Source organism: Myxococcus sp. AM010, assembly GCF_013372585.1.
GTDB lineage: Bacteria > Myxococcota > Myxococcia > Myxococcales > Myxococcaceae > Myxococcus > Myxococcus vastator.
In genome coordinates this window covers 33129-52851 of record NZ_JABXEO010000048.1, presented here as the reverse complement: position 1 = coordinate 52851, position 19723 = coordinate 33129, and the positions used below count along the sequence as shown (strand labels likewise).

17 protein-coding genes and 1 tRNA gene are annotated in these 19723 nt (G+C 70.8%); 7 read left to right on the top strand and 11 right to left on the bottom strand.

Features of this window, described 5'->3' with window-relative positions; translation table 11 throughout:
* Positions 1-21: 21 nt before the first annotated feature.
* On the top strand, positions 22-309 hold the full coding sequence (locus HV826_RS21725; protein ID WP_176418925.1) for a hypothetical protein: 288 nt from the start codon (positions 22-24) through the stop codon (positions 307-309).
* On the opposite strand, the gene HV826_RS21720 is transcribed toward HV826_RS21725, so the two are convergent.
* Together HV826_RS21720 and HV826_RS21715 are read right to left on the bottom strand one after the other, a co-directional pair.
* Positions 306-446, bottom strand: a complete 141-nt coding sequence (locus HV826_RS21720) for a hypothetical protein (RefSeq protein ID WP_157757474.1) — start codon at positions 444-446, stop codon at positions 306-308. The genes HV826_RS21725 and HV826_RS21720 overlap by 4 nt on opposite strands.
* An 807-nt stretch (positions 447-1253) precedes the next feature.
* Positions 1254-1326, bottom strand: a tRNA-Asn gene (locus tag HV826_RS21715).
* Between the two features lie 138 nt (positions 1327-1464).
* Between HV826_RS21715 and HV826_RS21710 the strand changes: the two genes are divergently transcribed.
* The 6 genes from HV826_RS21710 (at position 1465) to HV826_RS21685 (ending at position 7692) form a co-directional block, all read left to right on the top strand.
* Entirely contained in the window at positions 1465-2661 is a 1197-nt protein-coding gene (locus HV826_RS21710; RefSeq protein WP_176418924.1) for an RsmB/NOP family class I SAM-dependent RNA methyltransferase, read from the top strand.
* Between the two features lie 108 nt (positions 2662-2769).
* Complete coding sequence (locus tag HV826_RS21705) at positions 2770-3681, top strand: LD-carboxypeptidase (RefSeq protein ID WP_176418923.1); 912 nt, start codon at positions 2770-2772, stop codon at positions 3679-3681.
* Complete coding sequence (locus HV826_RS21700) at positions 3678-4859, top strand: serine hydrolase (RefSeq protein ID WP_176418922.1); 1182 nt, start codon at positions 3678-3680, stop codon at positions 4857-4859. Before HV826_RS21705 ends, HV826_RS21700 begins: the two co-directional genes overlap by 4 nt.
* Positions 4852-6324, top strand: a complete 1473-nt coding sequence (mpl, locus tag HV826_RS21695) for a UDP-N-acetylmuramate:L-alanyl-gamma-D-glutamyl-meso-diaminopimelate ligase (protein ID WP_176418921.1) — start codon at positions 4852-4854, stop codon at positions 6322-6324. The genes HV826_RS21700 and mpl overlap by 8 nt, the downstream gene beginning before the upstream one ends.
* A 1-nt stretch (position 6325) precedes the next feature.
* Positions 6326-6859, top strand: coding sequence for a TlpA disulfide reductase family protein (locus HV826_RS21690; protein WP_176418920.1), 534 nt, complete (start codon positions 6326-6328; stop codon positions 6857-6859).
* An 11-nt stretch (positions 6860-6870) separates the two neighbouring features.
* Entirely contained in the window at positions 6871-7692 is an 822-nt protein-coding gene (locus tag HV826_RS21685; protein WP_176418919.1) for an inositol monophosphatase family protein, read from the top strand.
* A gap of 9 nt (positions 7693-7701) precedes the next feature.
* Here HV826_RS21685 and HV826_RS21680 read toward each other — a convergent pair whose 3' ends face one another.
* From HV826_RS21680 to HV826_RS21640, 9 genes are all read right to left on the bottom strand, one after another.
* On the bottom strand, positions 7702-8316 hold the full coding sequence (locus tag HV826_RS21680; protein WP_176418918.1) for a polysaccharide biosynthesis/export family protein: 615 nt from the start codon (positions 8314-8316) through the stop codon (positions 7702-7704).
* 23 nt (positions 8317-8339) lie between these two features.
* Positions 8340-9605: a hypothetical protein gene (locus HV826_RS21675; RefSeq protein ID WP_176418917.1), complete on the bottom strand. Its 1266-nt coding sequence runs from the start codon at positions 9603-9605 to the stop codon at positions 8340-8342.
* A 102-nt stretch (positions 9606-9707) separates the two neighbouring features.
* Positions 9708-10271, bottom strand: a complete 564-nt coding sequence (locus tag HV826_RS21670; RefSeq protein WP_176418916.1) for a hypothetical protein — start codon at positions 10269-10271, stop codon at positions 9708-9710.
* An 87-nt stretch (positions 10272-10358) separates the two neighbouring features.
* Positions 10359-10805 carry a cyclic nucleotide-binding domain-containing protein gene (locus HV826_RS21665; protein ID WP_176418915.1) on the bottom strand — a complete coding sequence of 149 codons (447 nt, stop codon included), beginning with the start codon at positions 10803-10805 and terminating at the stop codon, positions 10359-10361.
* Between the two features lie 42 nt (positions 10806-10847).
* Positions 10848-12191 carry an AgmX/PglI C-terminal domain-containing protein gene (locus tag HV826_RS21660; protein ID WP_176418914.1) on the bottom strand — a complete coding sequence of 448 codons (1344 nt, stop codon included), beginning with the start codon at positions 12189-12191 and terminating at the stop codon, positions 10848-10850.
* Positions 12192-12195: 4 nt separating this feature from the next.
* Positions 12196-12471: a hypothetical protein gene (locus HV826_RS21655; RefSeq protein ID WP_163784540.1), complete on the bottom strand. Its 276-nt coding sequence runs from the start codon at positions 12469-12471 to the stop codon at positions 12196-12198.
* 7 nt (positions 12472-12478) lie between these two features.
* Positions 12479-13954: a tetratricopeptide repeat protein gene (locus HV826_RS21650; RefSeq protein ID WP_176418913.1), complete on the bottom strand. Its 1476-nt coding sequence runs from the start codon at positions 13952-13954 to the stop codon at positions 12479-12481.
* On the bottom strand, positions 13951-17283 hold the full coding sequence (locus HV826_RS21645; RefSeq protein WP_217918723.1) for a tetratricopeptide repeat protein: 3333 nt from the start codon (positions 17281-17283) through the stop codon (positions 13951-13953). The genes HV826_RS21650 and HV826_RS21645 overlap by 4 nt, the downstream gene beginning before the upstream one ends.
* Positions 17283-19712 carry a tetratricopeptide repeat protein gene (locus tag HV826_RS21640; RefSeq protein ID WP_176418911.1) on the bottom strand — a complete coding sequence of 810 codons (2430 nt, stop codon included), beginning with the start codon at positions 19710-19712 and terminating at the stop codon, positions 17283-17285. The genes HV826_RS21645 and HV826_RS21640 overlap by 1 nt, the downstream gene beginning before the upstream one ends.
* Positions 19713-19723: the final 11 nt, after the last annotated feature.

Here is a 19723-nt window from a genome sequence, read left to right as displayed (position 1 = left end):
GCTCTATTCCGGAGGAAATAGGTGAGAAATCTCGAGCAAGAAGAGGCCAAGGAGAGGATGCGGCGAGAACTCCTGCCTGTGGTGCTTGAGGAGATTGGTTTGACTGGATTGTATATGACGGACGAACTTACTCGGCCGATGGCTGGAGTATTGGCCGGCCTCATTGAGCAGAGTGGCGTTGAGGTGATTCACCTCAATGTTATTCCTTGGGTTGGTGTTCATGCCTATTTGACGCATGCGAAGTATGATTTGGTGAAAGGTAAGTTGGAGGGTATGGCGATGGCTAGGTTTGGCAACGGAAGCATCTAGAGGTAATCGGCCTGGCCCTGTGTCTCGACTTCAAGGGCACGAAGCGCGCTGCCCGCGCCTTCCGCCCGGGTGGCCGCTGCCTCATACCGGCCGGCGTAGCCGAGGGTGATGAGGTTCAGCAGGGCGCCTTCCGCCATGGATGTCCCCTCCGCATGCTGCGAAAGCGGCGAAGGTAGCAGTGCATGCTTCGCTCGAAACTGCGTGGAAACTCATGCCTTCTCGCGCAGGCAGGCGGTGTTTGTTCACGCGCAGCTCCTCGCGGGCGGAAACGGCCTCGCCTCCGCAGATCAGCGGGGCCGTCTTGGGGCGGGCGCGGCGGACCGCTGCGCGGGCCTCGACACGGCCCCGCAACGGGCGCTGGCGGCGAACGCGGGCGCATCCTCGGGCTGTCCCCGTCCTCGCCCAGCCGGAGCCACCACGGCGCGCGGGCAAGGGCCGAGAGGAGGGGCAGAGGGCCGTGCCGAGGACGCGGCCAAGAGTTTCTGAGAGCCGTCTCGGAGAGTCTGCGCGCGAGACGAAATCAGGAGTACCCAGTAAGGACTGAGGGCGTTTCGCTCTCTCGGTTAACAGAAACGAAGGGCCGGACTGGCCTCAAAAGGCTCCGGGCCGTCTTGGAGACAGGGAAGCGAAGCAACCCTGGAAGGTACGACATCGAAAGCCCTGGATTGTTAGAATCGGTCGCCCGAAGTGGTTAACAAAACTGTTAACCACTCTCGGCCTCTCTCTCCCCAAAACGGGTGAAAGAGCGGTCCAGAGAGCCCAATCGGCGGCGGAGGAGAGGGGCATCTCGCTCTGCGGGGTAGAGAGCCGAGAGCGCCCTCTTCGTCACCGCGAGCCAGAATCCCTTGGGATTCAGCGGCTTAAGCACGAAGGCCCCGCGATATCATCGCGAGGCCCTTGTTAAACAAAAAGGGCCCTACCGGTTGGTAGGGCCCTTCAAGTAGCTCCCCGACGAGGACTCGAACCTCGGACCTAGTGATTAACAGTCACCCGCTCTACCGGCTGAGCTATCGGGGAATATGTCGTCCCGGCGGAACCGCGTTGCCGTGATGAGGCGCTTTCTAGAGAATGGTGCCCGCTCTGTCAACAGTCCCTTTTGATCCGCTCTCCCGGCTTCGCCTCCAGCCCTGGTCCGCACTCGCCGGCCTGGGCCCTGTGGCGGCCGATTCCATCGCCCAGGTGCTCGCCGGCTCCGCCGCTGAGCGCGTGCTCGACCGCACTCTGCGTGACCATCGCTCCCTGACCCGCGAGCAGCGCCAGGCCCTCAAGGAAGCCGTTTTCAACGTCGGGCTCTGGCGGCGCCGCCTCGGGTTCCTCCTGGGCCGGGAGGACGTCGCGCCTCTCTCCCTGCTCCATGCCCTGCTGCACGGCCTCGCCGGCCTCCCAGCCGTGGAAGCCGCCTCCCTGGCCGGGCTGGAGGAGGGGGCTCCGCCTTTCTTGGACGCGTCTTCGCCCCCCTCACTCGCGCTCCGGGCCTCCCTGCCGGACTGGCTCGCCGAGCACTTCACCCGGGAACTCGGGCCCGAGGCCGACGACTTCTGTGCCCACCTGAACGTCCCGGGCCCCATCACCCTCCGGGCCAACGTCCTGCGCACCGCCCGAGAGGCCCTCGCCGAGCGGCTTCGCTCCGAGGGCGTCGAGACGCGCCCCGGCCCCTGGAGCCCGCTGGCGCTCCATATCGAGGGGCCCCGGCCCAACCTCTACGGGCTCCGCGCCCTCCAGGAGGGCCTGTTCGAGGTCCAGGACGAGGGCAGCCAGCTCCTGGGGCTCCTCGTGGGCGCCCAGCCTGGAGAGACGGTGCTGGACCTCTGCGCCGGCGCGGGCGGGAAGACGCTCCAACTGGGCGCGGACATGAAGGACTCGGGGCGGCTCCTGGCCTATGACCCGGACCCCGAGCGGCTCGACCGGCTCCTCCAGCGCTCCGCCCGCGCGCACCTCACCCGGGTCCAGGTGCTCCGGAGCCTCCCCGAGCACCTCGAAGCGGACCGGGTGCTCGTGGACGCCCCGTGCTCCGAGCTGGGTTCCCTGCGCCGGGGCCCTGACCAGCGCTTCCGCATCCAGCCGGAGGTGCTCACCCGGTTCCCGGCGCTCCAGCAGGACATCCTCCAGCGCGGGGCCCGCCTGGTGCGCCCCGGCGGGCGGCTCGTCTACGCCACCTGCACCGTCAACCGCGCGGAGAACGAGGACGTCGTCGCCGCCTTCCTGGAATCCCGCCCGGACTTCCACCTCGTGCGGCCCGGGACGGGGTGGCTCCCCGACGCGTGTCTCCGGGACGGCTTCCTCTTCGTCGCGCCGCACCGGCATGGCACGGACGCCTTCTTCGCGGCCGTCCTGGAGCGCTCGGCAGGGTAGGGGCAGGAGCGGCAGGCGGTCGCAGTGTCCGTGTCCCGACGGACGGGGGAACTCAACGCTTCGCCCGTCCAGGCCGCGAATCACCGTGCCGCCCGAGCCCCGGATGCTATGAAGCGCACCGTGCGCTGGCTCAAGCCCCTTCCGCTCCGTCCTCGCGACGCCGTGCATGTCGTCGCCCCCTCCGGGCCCTTCGACCGCCCGAGCTTCGAGGCCGGCCTGGCCGTCATCGCCGAGCGCTACCGCCCCATCCACGGCTCCGACCTCTTCTCCGCCCACCGCTACCTCGCGGGCGACGACGCGCGCCGGGGCGGCGAGCTGTCGCGCGCCCTGCTGGACCGGGACGCTCGCGCCATCTTCAGCGCCCGTGGTGGCTACGGCAGCGCCCGGCTCCTGCCGGACCTCCCCTTCGCGGACGCCTCGCACGCGGCCTTCGTCGGCTTCTCCGACCTCACCTCCGTACACGGAGCGCTCCAGGCGCTGGGGCGCGTCTCCTTCCACGGGCCCGTCCTCACGCAGCTCGGTCGGCAGCCCCCCTCGGTGCGCGAGTACCTGTTCCGCCTCCTCGAGTCCCCCGAGGCGCCGCCCCCGCTGACGGGCTCGGCCACCTACGTGCCCGGCATGGCGGAGGGGCACCTCGTGGGCGGCAACCTGTCCGTGCTGTCGCGCCTCATCGGCACCTCGTATCTGCCGCCGCTCGACGGCGCTGTGCTGCTGCTGGAGGACGTCACCGAGCGCCCGTACCGCCTCGACCGCATGTGGACCCACCTGCGCCTGGCGGGTGTCTTCTCGCGCGTGCGCGGCATCGTCCTGGGCGACTTCACCGGGTGCGAGGAGAAGGGCGCGGACTACTCCAGCGCCGACGTGCTCCGAGAGCTCGCGCGCGAGGCGGGCCTCCCCTGCGCCGCGGGCTTCCCCATTGGCCACGGTGACCTCAACTACCCCGTGGCGCTCGGCACCCAGGTCCGCCTGGACGCGGACGCCGCGCGCCTCACCTTCCTCGAAGGAGCCGTGCGCGCATGAGTGGCGGTACCCACCCCATCGCGATTCTGCAGAAGGTCCTCGACGATGCCTGTGCCCTGGGCGTCTTCCCCTCGGCCCAGGCCGTCGTCCTGCACCGGGGCGTCCAGGTGTTCGGCGGCGTCGCGGGCAACGTCTCTGGCGACACGCGCTTCGACCTGGCGTCGCTCACCAAGGTCATCAGCACCACCTCGCTCTTCCTCCGCCTCTGGACGGAAGGGAAGGTAGGCCCGGAGACGCTGGTGTCCCGCTACTTCCCGGGCACTCCGGTGGGCGACGCGGGCGTCACCGTGGCGGACCTGCTCTACCACCGCTCCGGTCTGCCGCCCTTCGTGCCCTTCTTCGCGCAGGCGCTCACCGTGCACCCCGAGTTGCTCGACGCGGACTGTCCCTCCGCCCTGCGCGCCCGCGTCCGCGACGAGGTCATCCAGGCCGCCGCCGCCACGCCGCTCGCCGCCGAGCCCGGGACGCGCGCCGCCTACAGCGACGTGGGCTTCATCCTCCTGGGCGAGATCCTCTCGCGGGCCGCGGGCGCTCCGCTGGACACGCTCTTCTCCCGCCACGTCGCCGAGCCCCTGGGCCTCGGCGCCCGCTTCCACCGCCTCACCGACTTCCCCGCGGACGCCATGCCCGCGCCCACCGGCGCCACCCGCCCGCGCGAGCCCGCTCCGGGGCAGGAGACGCTGTGGAAGGACGTGCCCACCCAGCCCACGCGCCCGGGCGAAGTGGACGACGACAACGCCTGGGTGATGGACGGCGTCGCCGGCCACGCGGGCCTCTTCGGCACCGCCGTGGACGTGGCCCGCTTCGGCCAGGCCGTGCTGGACGGCTGCGCGGGCGGGGCCATCATCGCGCCGGGGCCGCTGTGGCACCGCGCGCTGGCCACGGACCCGAAGGTGCAGGCCAGCACCCGCTCCATGGGCTTCGACTCGCCGTCCGAGGGCGTGTCCAGCGCCGGGCACTACATTGGCGACACCCCGCCGGGCGCGGTGGGGCACCTGGGCTTCACCGGCACCAGCCTCTGGGTGGACCTGCGCCGCTCGCTGGTGGTGGCGCTGGTGACGAACCGCGTGGCCAACGGCCGCCAGGAAACGCGCATCCGGGACTTCCGCCCGCTCTTCCATGACTTCGTCGTGGAGGCGCTCGAGCTCACTGAAACGAAGCAGGGACACCATGGCTGACGACAACGGAAACGTGCTCGACACCCTCGAACCCGGCAGCGTGCGCCGCGTCCACCTGGTGGGCGTGGCGGGCACGGGCATGGGCTCCTTCGCCGGCATGCTCAAGGCCGCCGGCTACGACGTCACCGGCAGCGACGAGAATGTCTACCCGCCCATGAGCGACATGCTCCGGACGTGGGGCATCCCCGCCTCCACGCCGTACCGTCCGGAGAACCTGGACGCGGCGAAGCCGGACCTCGTCATCATCGGCAACGTCATCCGCCGGGTGAATCCCGAGGCCACCGCCGTGCGCGAGCGCGGCCTGAAGCAGATGAGCTTCCCCGCCGCGCTGGGCTCGCTCTTCCTGGACCGCGCGCACTCCGTCGTCGTGGCCGGCACGCACGGGAAGACGACGACGTCCTCGCTCATCGCCCACGTGCTGGTGGCCGCGGGCAAGGACCCGTCCTTCCTGGTGGGCGGCGTCACCCAGAACTACGCGGGCAACTACCGCGTGGGGAAGGGGCCGCACTTCGTCGTCGAGGGCGACGAGTACGACACCGCGTACTGGGACAAGGGCTCCAAGTTCCTCCACTACCGGCCACGCACCGCCATCCTCACCAGCGTGGAGTTCGACCACGCGGACATCTTCCGCGACCTGCCGCACTACGAGGCGACCTTCGAGAAGTTCGTCCGGCTCATCCCCCAGGACGGGCAGCTCGTCGTCTGCGCCGCCTACCCCAACGCCGTGAAGCTGTCGCGCGAGGGGTGCAAGGGGCGCGTGGTGACGTACGTGGCGAAGGAGGGCGCGGACGCGGACTACACGCCACGCAACCTGTCCTTCGGCCCGGACGGCGCCCGCTTCGACGTGGTGGCCCATGGAGAATCACTGGGCACCGTGCAGCTCCCCATGGGCGGCGCGCACAACGTGGAGAACGCGCTGGCCGTCATCGCCGCGGCGCGGGGCCTGGGGCTCACCTTCGACGAAGTCGCCCAGGGGCTGGCCACCTTCAGCGGCGTGAAGCGCCGGCAGGAGCTTCGCGGCGAGCCGGACGGCGTCATGGTCATTGACGACTTCGCGCACCACCCGACGGCGGTGCGGGAGACCATCGCCGCCGTCCACCACCGCTACCCGGAGCGGCGGCTGTGGGCGATTTTCGAGCCGCGCTCCAACACCAGCCGGCGCAACATCCACCAGGAGGACTACGCCCACGCCTTCACCGGCGCGACCCGCGCCAGCCTCAAGGTGCCCGAGCGCCACGACAAGGTGCCCGTGGGCGAGGAGCTGGACGTGCGCAAGCTCGTCTCGGACCTCCAGGCCCAGGGCATCCCCGCCGAGGGCGCCACGGACGTGCAGACCCTGGTGGACCTGGCCGCCCGCGAGGCCCGCCCCGGCGACGTGCTGCTGGTGATGAGCAACGGGGCCTTCGGTGGTTTCATCGACAAGGTGCTCGTGGCCCTCTCGGCCCGGGCTCGGAAGGGAGCCTGACATGCCGCGCCTGCCATTCGCCGTCGTCGTGGGAACGCTCGCGCTGTCCGGCTGCGCGAGCCGCCCCGCCATGCCGCCTCCGGTGCCGGAGGGGCAGGGGGCTGCGCAGCCGCTGGACTTCCAGGTGAAGCGCTACCCCGGCGGTGAGCCGTACGACGTCGCCTCGGACCGGGGCAGCGTGGTGGTGCTCGACGTGTGGGCCACCTGGTGCGAGCCCTGCAAGGACGCGCTGCCCTACTACCAGGACCTCGCGAACGAGTACGCGGCCCAGGGCTTGAAGGTGTACGCGCTCAACATCGACGAGGACCCGCGCGCCATCCCCGCCTTCCTGGCGGAGACGAAGGTGACGCTGCCCGTCCTCATGGACGAGAACGCTCAGGTGGCCGAGCGCACCCTCAAGGTGCGGGGCATGCCCACCACGTACTTCATTGACCGCAAGGGCGTGGTGCGCCACGTCCATGAAGGCTTCACCGAGGAGTTCCTCGCGAAGTACCAGACGGAGCTCGAGGCGCTGCTCGCCGAGCCCACCCCGTAGAGGAGCGCGTCATGTCCCAGGACTCACCCGACAGCCTGCGCCGCACCGCCGAGGAGGGCGCCCGGCTCGCCGGCCGCATCCTCGCGGACCGCTTCCTGGGCGAGCGCACCATCGAGTTCAAGGGGGGCATCGACCTGGTGACGGACGCGGACAAGGCCTCCGAGGAGGCGCTGCTGGCCTTCATCCGCGAGCGCCACCCGGAGCACGCCATCCTCGCGGAGGAGAGCGGCGCCACGCAGGGCACCGACAGCCTGCGCTGGCTGGTGGACCCGCTGGACGGCACCACCAACTACTCGCACCGTGTGCCGCACTTCTGCGTGAGCGTGGCGGTGGAGGGCCCCGGCGGCGTGCTGGCCGGCGTCGTCTATGACCCGATGCTGGACGAGCTGTTCTCCGCCGCGCGCGGGCAGGGCGCCACGCTCAACGGCCGTCCGCTGCGCGCCAGCACCGTGGCCTCGCTCCACCGGGCGCTGCTCTGCACGGGCTTCCCCTACGACGTGCGCGAGCGCCCGGATGGGCCCGTGGGCCTCTTCAGCCAACTCATCCTCCACGCGCAGGGCATGCGCCGCACGGGCAGCGCCGCCCTGGACCTGGCCTACGTGGCCGCGGGCCGCTTCGACGGCTTCTTCGAGTTCGGCTTGAAGCCGTGGGACATCGCCGCGGGCTCGCTGCTGGTGGAGGAGGCGGGGGGCGTCATCCGCCACATCTCCGGCGAGCCCTTCGAGGTGCTGCGCGGTGACGTGATTGCCTCCGCGCCCGCGCTGGCCCCGGCGCTGCTGGCCGAGTCGAAGCGCTTCGTGGACGGGCTGCGCGAACAGCCTCCGCGCGGCTGAGGCCCCAGGCTAGAAGAAGCTCTCCGGCACGAAGACGATGTCGCCGGGCTGGAGCATGAAGTTCTTCTCCCGCCCCACGCCGATGTCCTCCACGGGCACGCGAATCTTGCGCTCCTGCCCGCCCACCACGCGCGTCACCAGCGTGTTGTTCTTCGCCGCCAGCTTGGTGAAGCCGCCGGCCAGCGTAATCGCCTGGACGATGGACATCTCGTTGTCCACGGGGAAGGTACCCGGCTTCTGCACCTCGCCGAAGACGAACACCTTCTGCGAGTTGTACTCGCGGATGAGCACCGACACCTGAGGGCGCCGCACATAGCGCGCCAGGCAGTCGCGCAGCTGGTCCGCCGCCGAGCTGGGCGTCGTCCCCGACAGCGGCACCTTGCCGCACAGCGGGTAGTCAATGGTGCCCTCGCCGGACAGCCGCCAGGTGCCGGAGTGCTCGGGCTCCTGGAAGACGCGCACCTCCACCACGTCCCCGGGGCCCAGCCTGCCGCCCGTGGAACGCGCGGCTTCGGCCTCCGCCGCGGGAGTCGGGGCGGGCGGCGGCGGACGCCGCGACGTGCCGAAGCAGGCCGGCAGCGTCAGCAGGGACAGCACGGTGAGGGCGGCGCGGAAGCTGTTCATCTCCAAAAGGGACAGACGCTCACTCAGTACGTCACGGAGAGGCGGGCGTACCCCTCGTGCCGCGAGTAGTTGAGGCCGCCGCCATCCACCGATGATGAGCGGCTGCCCAGCATGTAGCCGGCCGCGCCCGTCAGCCACGGGTAGAACTGGTACTCCGGGCCGATATTCACCCCGACGACGGTGTCCTTCCGGCCGCCGTCGAAGCGCAGGAAGTCCACCGCGAGTCCACCGGTCACCGTCAGCTTGCCGCCGAAGAGGGCGCGCACCTCGCCGTAGCCCCGGTTGTCCGTGAAGAAGCCGTAGGCGGCCACGGGCTCCAGGGCGCGCAGGTAGCCCGCCTTGAAGCTCAGGGTGGGGCTGTAGAGGTAGGTGCCATCCAACTGCCCCAGCAAGGTGCCGCCGCCGGTGCTGCCGAAGTTCTGGCCCCAGCCCGCCTTGGCCGTGACGGCCACCTTGGGGGACACGAGGCCCGCCACGCCGCCCATGACTCGCAGCAGTGCGGCCCCCGGCGTGCTGTCATTGAAGTAGCTGCGCACGTCCAGGTTGGTGTCCAGCACCACCGCCGTCTTCGGCAGGAAGCGCCAGCGGCCCTCCGCGCCCACGCGCAGGTTGCCGTAGTCGAAGCGCTCCACGGCGGCCGGGTCACACACGCTTTCGGTACAGCCAATGGGGCTCACCGAGCTCAGCGGCTGGAAGAACTCCACCGCGTAGGCCACGCTGGGCGTCAGCTCCACCGCGCCGCCGCCGGGGCGCCACGGGGCCTTCACGCGCGCTTCATTGAAGAGGCTGAGCACGCCCACGCCCACGGCCGCGGTGCGCGTGCGGTCCGAGCGCGCGAACTGGTTCGACACCTCCAGCGACAGCGGGGCGTCCGGGTTGAAGCGCGCGTTGAGGTCCGCCGCGCCCTCCATGCGCGAGGCCGCGCTGGAGTTCTTCGTCACCAGGCCCGTGTACATCACGTAGTCCAGGTTGGCGCCCAGGTTGAACGCCAGGGTGGACGACGGAATCTCCAGCCGGAAGCCAGGGCGGAAGCGCAGCGCCACGTCGCTCGCCAGGTTGGCTGACACCGGGTCGCTGTTGGGCTCCGAGTTGCCGGTGGGCGAGAAGTAGCCCACGCCGCTGTCCAGCCGCGTCTCCAGGTCGAAGTAGGGGTGCAGCCGCCCGTTGCCCACCTTGAAGCCGTTGCCCCCGGTGGGAGGCGCCGCGATGCCCTGGGCGGAGGCCGTGCCGCCCAGCGCGAGCAGCGCCAGCGCACCCAGTCCTCCCCAGAATGTCGCGGGTTGCTTCATGGCTCAGGAGGGCTTCCCAGGTGTGAGGCGCATCTCCTCCCACCTTTCGTGCTTGCGGCCGGCGGCGTCATAACATGCGAGTCAGGCCGGACCGAACGTTTGTTACCGGACGGGGCTGGCGGGAGGTGGGCGTACCAGGACGATGTCGGGCGTGAGGGGACGGCTGGGGTCTCCTCCGGGGAGGTTGTTGGGCTCCTCCACCTCCACGAAGAGGTTCTCATCGGTGCGGAAGGCGAGCTGGCCGATGCACTCCTCGGCCTCCGAGCGGAGCTGTCCCACCTTCTGCTGGGCGATCATCACCTTGGTGAATTCGTGCTCGCTGGACGAGGACTCCTGGCGGGACACCGCCTCCTGGAGGGACACGTCCGCCTGCTCGGAGATGCGCAGCAGGCCCTTGATTTGGGTGAGCTTCTCGTTGGCGCAGTTGAGCTTCACCACGTCCTTGGTGCGCCGGGCCTCCTCCACCTTCCCCAACACCGAGCGCAGCACCTCGCGCATGACGCCCAGGGCCTGCGTGCTGCGCGCCAGCTTCGCCGAGTCCGGCACGTCGCGGGCCTGCTCCAGCGCCGCGGTGGCGGCGGGAGGGGCGGGTGGCGCGGCGGGGGACGGACCTTGTGCCGTCGCCATGCCGGCGGCCAGGACGGCGAGCATTCCGACAGTGCGCATGCGGCTCACGATGCCGCAGAGCGTAGAGGCAGGGGTGGGGGGTGTCAAACCAACACGAGGGCGATGAAAGTGGTCAGGACTGACTAATCAGACCTTCGTCGCGAGACGGACATTGGCCTCGCGCAGCCGGGCAGACAGGCTCCTGGCGATATTCACCACGATGAAGGTGAACCCATCTCCATGTGTCCTCCGGAACTCGCGGAGGTCCTGTGCGCAGAGCTGAAGGACGTCCACGTCCGTCATCGCGCGCACGGTGGCGGAGCGGAAGTCCTTGTCGATGAGGCCCATCTCCCCGAAGAACTCGGGCGGGGACAGCACCGCGAGCGGATGCAGGCCGCCCTGCGGCTGACGGCGAGCGACCTCCACCTGTCCGCGGACGACGACGAAGAGGCTGTCGCCCAAATCTCCTTCTTCGAAGATGACGTCCCCGGCCGCGAAGTGCCGCGCGCGCGCCAGCTCGGCGAGGTGGCCAAGCTCCGCGGAGGAGAGCATCTCGAAGAGTGGCGAGGCGGCGATGACGGACAGCTTCTCCATGGTCCCCCCGGGGCCCGGCCGGGTGCTCCCGACACCGGGAGCCTAGCCCGCCGGCGCGAAGACGAAGGGGTAGGAAACGGCTGTCTCGTCGTCGGGTTTGAAGGGGAACACCCAGCTGCGGATGGTGGTGCGGATGCAGCTGCCCACCGCCTCGCTGCCCAGGGTGTTCTCCTCGATTTCAATGTCCCCGGCGCGGCCGGACGTCTTGATGGTGAAGCGCACCACCACCTTGCCCTTGAGGCGGGGATTGCGCTTGAGCTCCTTCTCGTAGCAGCTCTGGATGGCGGCCTTGCGCGCGCGCACGTAGCGGGCCAGGGCGTCGCGGTCCACGTCGGAGCTCTCGATTTCGGGCGTGGCGTCCTGCACGCGGCCCCTCACCACCGCCTCCTTCTTGTCGCCCAGGTCCACCTTGCCGCCGCCCTGGGTGCCGATGGCGCCGATGTCCGTCACCGTGCCCGTGCCACCGCCGCGAGGACCGCCGGTGGCGCCCACGGAGGCCTCGCGGGCCACGCCCACGCCGCCCGCGCCCGCCAGGGCCTCGGCGATGTCCCCGCCGCCACTGGCACCGCCCAGCACGTCCGCGAAGGCCCCCTGGCCGCCGCCGCTGTTGGAGCCCAGAATCTTCAGCAGGCCCTTGCCGGAGACCTTCTTCACCACCTCCGCGCGGCGCTGCTGGGCGGCGTCACCCGCGGGCTTGTCTTGCGCGGGCGAGTCCTCCTTGGGCGCCGCATCGGGCGTGTCGCTCCTGGGCGCTTCCGCGGCGCCGGTGTCCGCCGGCTTGAGGGCCTCCACCGGGCGCTGGGGGATGATGGCGCGCACGAAGCGGTCATCCAACTCGTCCAGCTCCAGCTCGGCCACCTGCGGCGTCTCCGAGGTGATGATGAGGGCGGCGCCGGAGAAGTGGACCAGGAGCGAGGCGGCGAGGATGCCGAAGAAGACGCGGTCCATCGTCTTCCACCGGCTGACCATGACGTCCGCGGGCAGCACCGGCTTCGCCTCTTCGGGCGGCGGCGTGACGAACTGGAAGAAGAGGGTGACGTCACCCAGCTCCACCTTGCCGCGCGCGCTCTCCGGCAGGGGCAGGACGTGCAGGTCGCCGCGGCGGGTGGCCAGGCCCTGCGCGCGCAGGGCTTCGAAGTCCACGTCGGACGAGCCCAGGTTGACGCGGCCCTTCATGTCCGGCGCGATGACGAGCTGGAACTGCTGGTGCTGGTTCTCCAGCAGGGCGAAGCGTGCGGGCCGGCCCTCGGTGGCGGGCAGGACGATGGTGTTCTTCGCGTCGTGGCCGATGGTGACCGTTTCGCGGCGGACGTGGTGCTCTTCGACGATGCGGCCGTTCTGGATGACGCCGACGCGGAGCAGCTTGTTCTGCGAGGTGGCGGCCATGGGACTAGAAGGGTTCCTGTTCCACGCTCTTCTCGACCTTGGGCACGAAGCTCTCGGTGCGGCTGAGGTCGTCGAAGCTCAGGTTGGAGCGCTGGAGGATGTACATGGCCTGGGGCTTCTGGATGCGGCCCTCGACGGTGAGGGCTTCCAGGCGGATGACTCTGCGCGGGGCCTTCTTTGGCGCCGCGGCGCCGCTGCTGGACGAGGAGGCCTGACTGGCGTCCTGGGCCAGCACGGGCGCGGCGGCGAGCAGCACGATGAGGGCGAAGGCGGAGCGCATGGCGGATTTACTGGGCGTCGGTGGTGAGTCTACCCGAGCCGGTGGGCACCGGTGCAGCGGACGCGCCGTCCGGTGCCGGTGCCGGGCTGCTTGGGGTGGAGGTGGTGGAAGGTGAGGCGCCAGGCGCCGCGGCGCGCGTGCCTGGCTCCGGGTTGGACACCGTGGGGGTGGGCGGTGTTCCCTCGGGCGGCGTGGCCGCGGCGGCTTTCTGCGCCTCGGCGGCCTTGCGGAGCTGGTCCTTCTGCTCGCGCTCCAGCCGCCGCTCCTCGCGGTCCATGAGCTTGCGGGCGTCCTTCACGTACTGGGGGATGCGCTCATCGCGTCCGCCGCGCGCCTGGTAGCTGTCGAAGTGGGTGAGCGCCGTCTTGTAGCGCTTCAGCGTCTCCATCCCCGGCGGCTCCACGTCGAGGTAGAGGATGGCCAGGTTGAAGTACGCGTCCGCGGCGCCCGGCATCAGCAGCAGCACCTGTTCATACTCGGCGCGGGCCCGCGCGAAGTTCCCCTGGCCCCGGTGGGCGTTGCCCAGGTTGAGGCGGGCCGACGCGAAGTCCGGCGCGGCGCGCACCGCGGCCTCCAGCTCTGTGACGGCGGCCGCGTAGTCCTGGGCCTCGTTGAGCATGGCGCCGAAGTTGTTGCGCGCCTCCGCGAAGTCCGGCCGCAGCAGCGCGGCCGTCTTGAAGGACTCCAGGGCCTGGGGGCGCGAGTCGAGCGCCAGGTACACCAGCCCCAGCGCGTTGTGCGTGGCCGCGTCCTTCGGGTCGATGGCGCGGGCGTTCTCCAGCACCATGCGCGCCAGCTCGTGCTTGCCCTCGCGGTAATAGACCTGCGCCAGCACCTGCATGGCGCGCACGTGCCGCTCGTCCCCCTTCAGCGCCTGCTTGGCCTCGGCCGAGGCGCCCGCGTGGTTCTTCGCCTGGAGCAGGGTGATGGCCAGCGCGGTGCGCAGCGCCACCGCGTCCGGCTGGGACGACAGTCGCTCGCGCAGCTCGGCCTCCAGCTTCGCCGTGCGGCCGGTGCGGCCATACAGGCGCGCCAGGCAGTCCCACGCGGATTGCTGCTCGGGGGCCACGTTCAGCGCTTCGCGGTAGGAGCGCTCCGCGTCCGCTGGCTTTCCCAGCCGCTCCTGGACGATGCCCAGGTTCGTCCACGCGTAGTCCAGCTTCGGGTCCAGCTCGACCAGGGTGCGCAGCGCCGCTTCGGCCGCGGTCAGCTCTCCCCGGCGCGCAATCTCCACCGCCTCGACGAAGTCACGCTCGGGGCCGCGCGGCGCCTCCAGGCGGGGCAGGGGCTGCGGCCGCGTCTGCGCGGTGGCGCCCGCGTCCGGCGGTGTCGCGGCGGCGCCCGCGTCCTCGGTGGAGCCAGCCCTTTCGGGCGTTGGCCGGGTGACGGCGGGCGTGGTGGCGCACGCGGACAGCCAGAGGCTGGAGGCCAGCACCACGGAGGTCAGCGCACGGGCGCGGGAAAGACGCGGGCCAGGGCTCACTTCGTTCCCTCCCCGGACAGGCGCGGGCCCTCTTGCGTCGTGGAGCGAACGGGCCCGGTGAGGCTGCCCACCAGCCCATCCGGATAGGTGGCGTCCGCGGCCAGCGCCTGCTTGGGCTCCTTGAGCACCGGATACTCCTTGGGCCGGAAGCGGTTGAGGGACTCCAGCGTGCGGCGCGTCCACTCGTTGTTGAGGCGGTTCTTCCGCGCCTCGGCCAGCGTGGCGGCGTAGCTCTCCACGGCGGCCTCTTCCAGCGAGGTGGTCTGCTGGACCAGCGCGTCCTGGTAGACGACCACCGCCTCCTCGCCCATCCGCTTCACCTCCACCGGGACGGGCGTCTCGATGATGGTGTTGGCGAAGCGCTCCAGCGCGTACCCCCGGCGGTAGAGCGCGGCCAGCGTCCACTCCAGCTGCTTGTACGGGTAGACGCGCGCGTACGCGGTGTTGACGGACTTCACGCCGTTGCGCTTCGCCGTGAAGCTGCGCTCCAGCGCCTTGCCCTTGCCGCCAATCTTCAGCTTGTCGAACTTCTGGAACTCCAGCTCGGCCAACTGGAAGCGGCTGTAGGCGGCGGCATCCGCGGCCAGCGGGTGCGTGTCCGGCTGGAGCTTGCGCCGGTCGAACTCCGCGGCGGAGCGCTCCCAGGCGCGCTGTGCCTCGCGCGCGCTGCCCAGCTTCTGGTGGGCGTCGCCCATGCGCCGGTGCGCGTCCACCACCAGCTCCACCTGGCTGGACCGCGAGGCGAACTTGCGGACGAACTCCTGCAGCGCGCGGACCTCTCCGCGGGGGTTACCCTGCTTCTCGTAGATGATGGCGGCGCGGTACTGATTCTTGGGCGCGTCCTCCGCCTTGGGGAACAGGTCCGAGTAGCGCATGAAGGCGGCGGCCGCCTCCGGGTAGCGCTGCTGGCCTTCCAACAGGCGCGCGGCGTTGAAGAGCGCGGCCTCCCGGTCCTTGGAGCCCGGGTAGTCCTTCACCAGCTTCTGGTAGCTGACGACGGCCTTGTCGAAGTCGTAGGAGTTCTCCGCGTTCACCGCCACGCGGAACAGCGCCCCGCCAGCCAGCGGCGACGACGGGTATTCGCGGTAGATGCGCTCGTACAGCTTCAGCGCGGAGTCGAAGCGGCGCGTGTTCTCATTCGCCACCGCGGCGTTGTTGAGGGCCTTGTCCGCGAACTCGTGGCGGGGTGACTCGTCCACCAGCTCGATGTACTTCGCCGCGGCCTCTTCGTACTTCGACTCGGCCATGAGCTGGTCGGCGAGCTTGAAGCGGCCGGCGAGCTTGAACTTCACCAGCTGCTTGTGCAGGTCGCTGGCCGGGTCGATGACCTTGTCGTTGCTGGCCAGCCGCGCGCTGACGGACTCCACGCTCCGCCAGTCCTCGTCGATGAGGAAGGTCTCGATGGTGAGGTTGGTGGCGTAGCGGGCCACCTCGTGGCTCGGGTACGCCTGGATGATGGCCTCGAAGCGGCGGCGCGCCTCGGGGAAGTCGTCGTGCGAGTAATGCAGCTCCGCGGCCTGGTAGGCGATGCCGGGCGCCTTCTCACTGCCGGGCAGCAGGGCCACGTAGGCGTCCGCGGCGGCCACCAGCTTCTGCTCGGTGGGCGCGAAGGGGCGGGGCTTCACCGCCTGGCCCTGGGGCCGCTCCGTCGAGCGCAGCGTCCTGGACTCCGGCACCGTGCCCGCCTGGACGTCCAGCGTGAGCTGCTGCTGCCACGCGAGCACCGCGTTGAGGGCCGCGTCCGGGCGGTGCTTGTTGGCCGCGTCCGTGTCGCGCACCTCTTCATAGACGCGCGCGGCGGCGGCGAACTGGAAGGCGTTGTAGAGGCACTCCGCGTAATAGAAGCGCATGTCGCCCGCGCTCTTCGTCCGCGGGAAGCGCTCCAGGTACGTGCCATACGCGCGGGCGGCGACGTCGAAGGCGCTCCGCGCCTGCTCGAACTTGCCTTCCTGCTTGAAGACCAGGGCCTGCTGGTGGTGGTAGGTGGCGCTGCCGTAGAGGCTGCGCTCGGCCAGCGTGTTGGCGCGGGTGATGGCCGCCGTGTCGCCCTTGTTCTTCTCGTGCCAGGCGCCGCCGGGCTGGTAGAGGTTGGCCAGGGCCTCGGACTCGGCGAAGGACAGGCCCAGCAGGCGGTCCCGCTCGTAGGCCTGGACGATGCGCTGCTGCACCATGGGCGCGTCCGGTGCGTCCGGCGCCTTCTGCAGCACCCGGCGATAGGCCTCGATGGCCGGCGCGTGCTTCGTCTGGTCGAAGTAGACGTTGCCCAGCCGCTGGTACACCTCGGCCTCGTAGGGGCGTGGGCCACGCTCCGCGAAGAGCGCGTCCGCCCGGGTGATGCCGCCCCAGGCGTCGTCCGCCAGGGAGATGGCCACGTACTGGAGCGCTTCCTCGCGCAGGTCGCCGCCGGCCGCCGCGTCGCCCTTCGCCACGCGCTGGGCCTCGTAGAACTCCACCAGCGTCAGGAAGGACGCCACCGCCGGCTCGAAGCGGTCCATGCGGTAGTACGTCCAGCCGAGCTTGTAGAGCGCCTTGTCATAGAGCGGGTGCGAGGCGTCGCGCGTGGCGGCCTCGTAGGCCTGCGCGGCCTTGGGCAGTGCCCGTGGGTCCTCGTAGTTGTCGAACCAGTACTCGCCGATGCGCACCCAGGACTCGGTGGCGAAGCGGCTCTGTGGGTAGCGGGCGATGAGCTGCTCGTACGCGTGGAGGCTGTCGTCGTACTGGTCCTGCTTCTCCAGGCAGTAGGCCAGCAGGTACCAGGCGCCGTCGTTGAGGCGGTAGTCCGGGAAGGTGGCCAGCAGCTGCTGGTAGAGCGCGATGGACGGCGCGTAGTCCACGCGCGGCTCGGTGGGGAACTCCGCGCCGGGGTCCTTGTCGTGCGCCTCCAGCCGCTCCGCGTAGTCCCGCATCGCCAGCAGGTGGTCGTCCGACGAGCGCTCGTAATAGAGCTCCGCCAGGCGGAACATCACGTCCGGCGTGAAGCGCGGCTCGGCGGGGTAGCGGCGCAGGAACGCCTCGAACCGGGCGATGGCGTCCAGCCGCTCGCGGCGCTCCTGGGCCTCCAGGTCCTTGATGCGCTTCTCGTAGGAGGCCGCCAGCGCGCCACGCTTCTGCTCGTAGCGCCGCTCCACCAGCTCCTGCACCTCGCGGTGGAACTCGCGCGCCTCGGACTCGTAGCGCTCGAGCGCGCTGCTCACCTCCTGGAACAGCGCCTCCTGCTCGGGCGTGCGTCCCATGCCCAGGAGGTAGGGGGATGCGGGCGCGGCGGGAGCCTCCGCTGCGGACGCGGGGCCACCCAGGGCGAGCAGCGCGGCGACGAGACGGGCGCGCATCACTCCTTCACCTCGGACAGGACGTCCTGGAACTCGGCGTCCAGCTCGCGCAGGGCCTCGTCCTTCTGCGCGGAGAGCGTCTGGATGGCCGTCGTCTTGTCCTGCTTCTCGTTGAAGGCCACGTCCACCACGCCCACGTCCGCCTTGAGCACCAGGTCGTAGAGCTGCTGCCGCACGCGGCGGATGCTGTCGTAGGCGATGCGGCCCACCAGCTGCCGGGCGTCACCGGACACGGTGGCCACTTCGGCCTCGTAGCGCTCCAGGAGCTGTTGCTCGGCCACGACCTTCTCGCGGATGACGCGGCCCCGGCGCTCCAGCCGCTCGCGCACCACGACCCGGGCCGCCGTCACCCGCCCGCGCAGGACGTCCAGTCTGCCGCGCACGCCCTGGGTGCGCCGCAGCGTGGCCAGGACCTCCGCGTCCGCCCGGGGCTCCGCCTCGCGCAGGAGCGCGTGCTCGCGCCGCAGCGAATCAGCATAGGCGGTGCGGATGGCGCGCTCGCCGGCCAGGGTGGTGTCCACGGCGTTGCGCTCGTCCGCCAGTCGCGCGCGCGTGGCGGTCAGCTCCGCCTTGAGGTCCTTCAGCGTCTGGACCTCGGCCTGCAACTGCAGCAGGAACTCGCGCTCCTCGTCCGGAGGCGTCTGCCGGAGCGGCCGCGAGTCATCCACCCACTTGCGCACCGAGGCGGCGATGGCGTGGAGCGACTGGAGCTCGACGTCGAGCCGGTGGGCCTCTCGGTCCAACGCGTCCACGCGCCGCTGCATGCGCTCGCGGCGGTCCTCCATCGCCGTCAGCGTGGTGGGCAGCGCGGAGAAGCGGCGCTCCAGGGCCTCGCGCGCCTGCCGGGCCTCCGTCAGCCGCGCCACTTCGTCGGGCGTGAGCACGCCTTGCATCGCGAGCGTCTCCACCCGCACCAGCTCCGCCTCCGCCTGGGTGAGGGAGGTGTCGACCGCGTCCGCGCGCGCGTTGACTTCCTGCAGCTCCGGGAAGGTCTCCAGGCCGCGCGTATCCAGGGCGTGGAGGATGCGCTGGGCAATGGCCGCGGCCTCGCTCCGGCCCCGGCGACCGCTGTCGAGGTCCTCCACCAGCCGCACCGCGTCCGTCACCTCGCGCTGTGTGGTGGCGTACTTGAGCACCAGGTGCGGCAGCACCGTGCGCATGTCCAGCGGGCCGTCCGCGCGCACCAGCAGCCGGTCGAAGTACGCCACCGGGTCGCTGTGCGAGCCCAGCAGCGCGTCCACCTGCTCCCTGGGGGGACGGAAGGTGTCGATGACGTGGGTATAGGCGTCGGTCGCCTCGTCGTACCGGCGCAGCTTCTGGAGCAGGTGGCCCTGGAGGATGCGGCCTTCGGCCGCGAGCTGCGAGTCGGGCGCCACCAGCAGCAGGATGTCGATGGCGTTCTTCGCCTGCTGGTAGTGGCCCTGGCGCACGTGGACCCAGGCGGATTCGTAGAGCGCGTCCGGGAAGGACTCGCTGTCACGCGGCACCTGGCCGTAGCGGTCCAGCGCGTCGTCGAAGCGGCCCGTCTCATACAGCAGCCGCCCCAGTGACATCAGCGCCAGCTCGCGCACGCGGCGGGACTCCTCCTCTGGCGTGGGCGTGGCGCGGCGAGGTCCCGTCTTGCCCGGAGCGGCCTGGGCGGCCTGAGCGGAGGGTGGGGTGGCCAGCTGCTGGAAGCGGGTGATGGCCGCGGGCAGGTCACCTTCCTGCACGGACAACACGCCCAGGTGGTAGGCGGCCTGGAGCTGGAAGGCGCCGTCGGGCACCTGCGCCAGCGGCGTGAAGGCGGCGCGCGCCTGGGCGACGCGGTCCGCGGGAGCCAGGTCCGTGCGCCGGAACAGCCACTTGGCGTGGACGTAGGCAATCTCCGGGGGCAGCTGTCCGCCGGACAGCGCGCGGGCCTGCGCCACGTAGGCCTCGACACCGTCGAAGTAGTTGAGGCGGCCAGCCACCGTCAGGTAGCGCGACAGGGCCTCGCGGTAGTGCCCGGAGGTGGGGGGCAGCGCCAGCAGCTCGCGCAGGTACAGGCGCGCGCCAATGTAGTTGCGCTGCGCCAGGAGCGAGTCCGCCAGAAAGAAGAGCGCGTCCGGATAGCGCGGATGCGAGCGGAAGCGCGGGTCGCCCACCAGGTCGTAGAAGAGGACGGACGCCGCCGGCCAGTCGCCCAGCAGGTAGTGGATTTCGCCGTCGGAGTAGCGGCGCGCGCGGGCGTCGTCGTCACTGGGCTCGGCGCGCTGGGTGAACTGCGTCTCCACGAAGCGGAGGTTCTCCTCGACGCCGAGCAGTCCCGCCTCCACCGCGTCGAGCCGTGGCGACAGGTCGCGCGCGGTCGGCGGGGGCGCGGGCACCTGCGCGGGTTCGGCGGAACGGACGGCCGCCGGCCCCAGCAGGGCCGCCGCGAGAGCGAGGGCACGGAGTGACGCGTTCACCGTCTGGCCCT

Bases quoted from the DNA above. Each gene is read 5' to 3' on its own strand.
- HV826_RS21720 (WP_157757474.1), bottom strand. From the start codon at position 446: ATGGCGGAAGGCGCCCTGCTGAACCTCATCACCCTCGGCTACGCCGGC.
- HV826_RS21670 (WP_176418916.1), bottom strand. From the start codon at position 10,271: ATGCGCACTGTCGGAATGCTCGCCGTCCTGGCCGCCGGCATGGCGACG.
- HV826_RS21660 (WP_176418914.1), bottom strand. From the start codon at position 12,191: ATGGCCGCCACCTCGCAGAACAAGCTGCTCCGCGTCGGCGTCATCCAG.
- HV826_RS21665 (WP_176418915.1), bottom strand. From the start codon at position 10,805: ATGGAGAAGCTGTCCGTCATCGCCGCCTCGCCACTCTTCGAGATGCTC.
- mpl (WP_176418921.1), top strand. From the start codon at position 4,852: ATGGCTGACGACAACGGAAACGTGCTCGACACCCTCGAACCCGGCAGC.
- HV826_RS21685 (WP_176418919.1), top strand. From the start codon at position 6,871: ATGTCCCAGGACTCACCCGACAGCCTGCGCCGCACCGCCGAGGAGGGC.
- HV826_RS21675 (WP_176418917.1), bottom strand. From the start codon at position 9,605: ATGAAGCAACCCGCGACATTCTGGGGAGGACTGGGTGCGCTGGCGCTG.
- HV826_RS21655 (WP_163784540.1), bottom strand. From the start codon at position 12,471: ATGCGCTCCGCCTTCGCCCTCATCGTGCTGCTCGCCGCCGCGCCCGTG.
- HV826_RS21680 (WP_176418918.1), bottom strand. From the start codon at position 8,316: ATGAACAGCTTCCGCGCCGCCCTCACCGTGCTGTCCCTGCTGACGCTG.
- HV826_RS21705 (WP_176418923.1), top strand. From the start codon at position 2,770: ATGAAGCGCACCGTGCGCTGGCTCAAGCCCCTTCCGCTCCGTCCTCGC.
- HV826_RS21645 (WP_217918723.1), bottom strand. From the start codon at position 17,283: ATGCGCGCCCGTCTCGTCGCCGCGCTGCTCGCCCTGGGTGGCCCCGCG.
- HV826_RS21700 (WP_176418922.1), top strand. From the start codon at position 3,678: ATGAGTGGCGGTACCCACCCCATCGCGATTCTGCAGAAGGTCCTCGAC.
- HV826_RS21690 (WP_176418920.1), top strand. From the start codon at position 6,326: ATGCCGCGCCTGCCATTCGCCGTCGTCGTGGGAACGCTCGCGCTGTCC.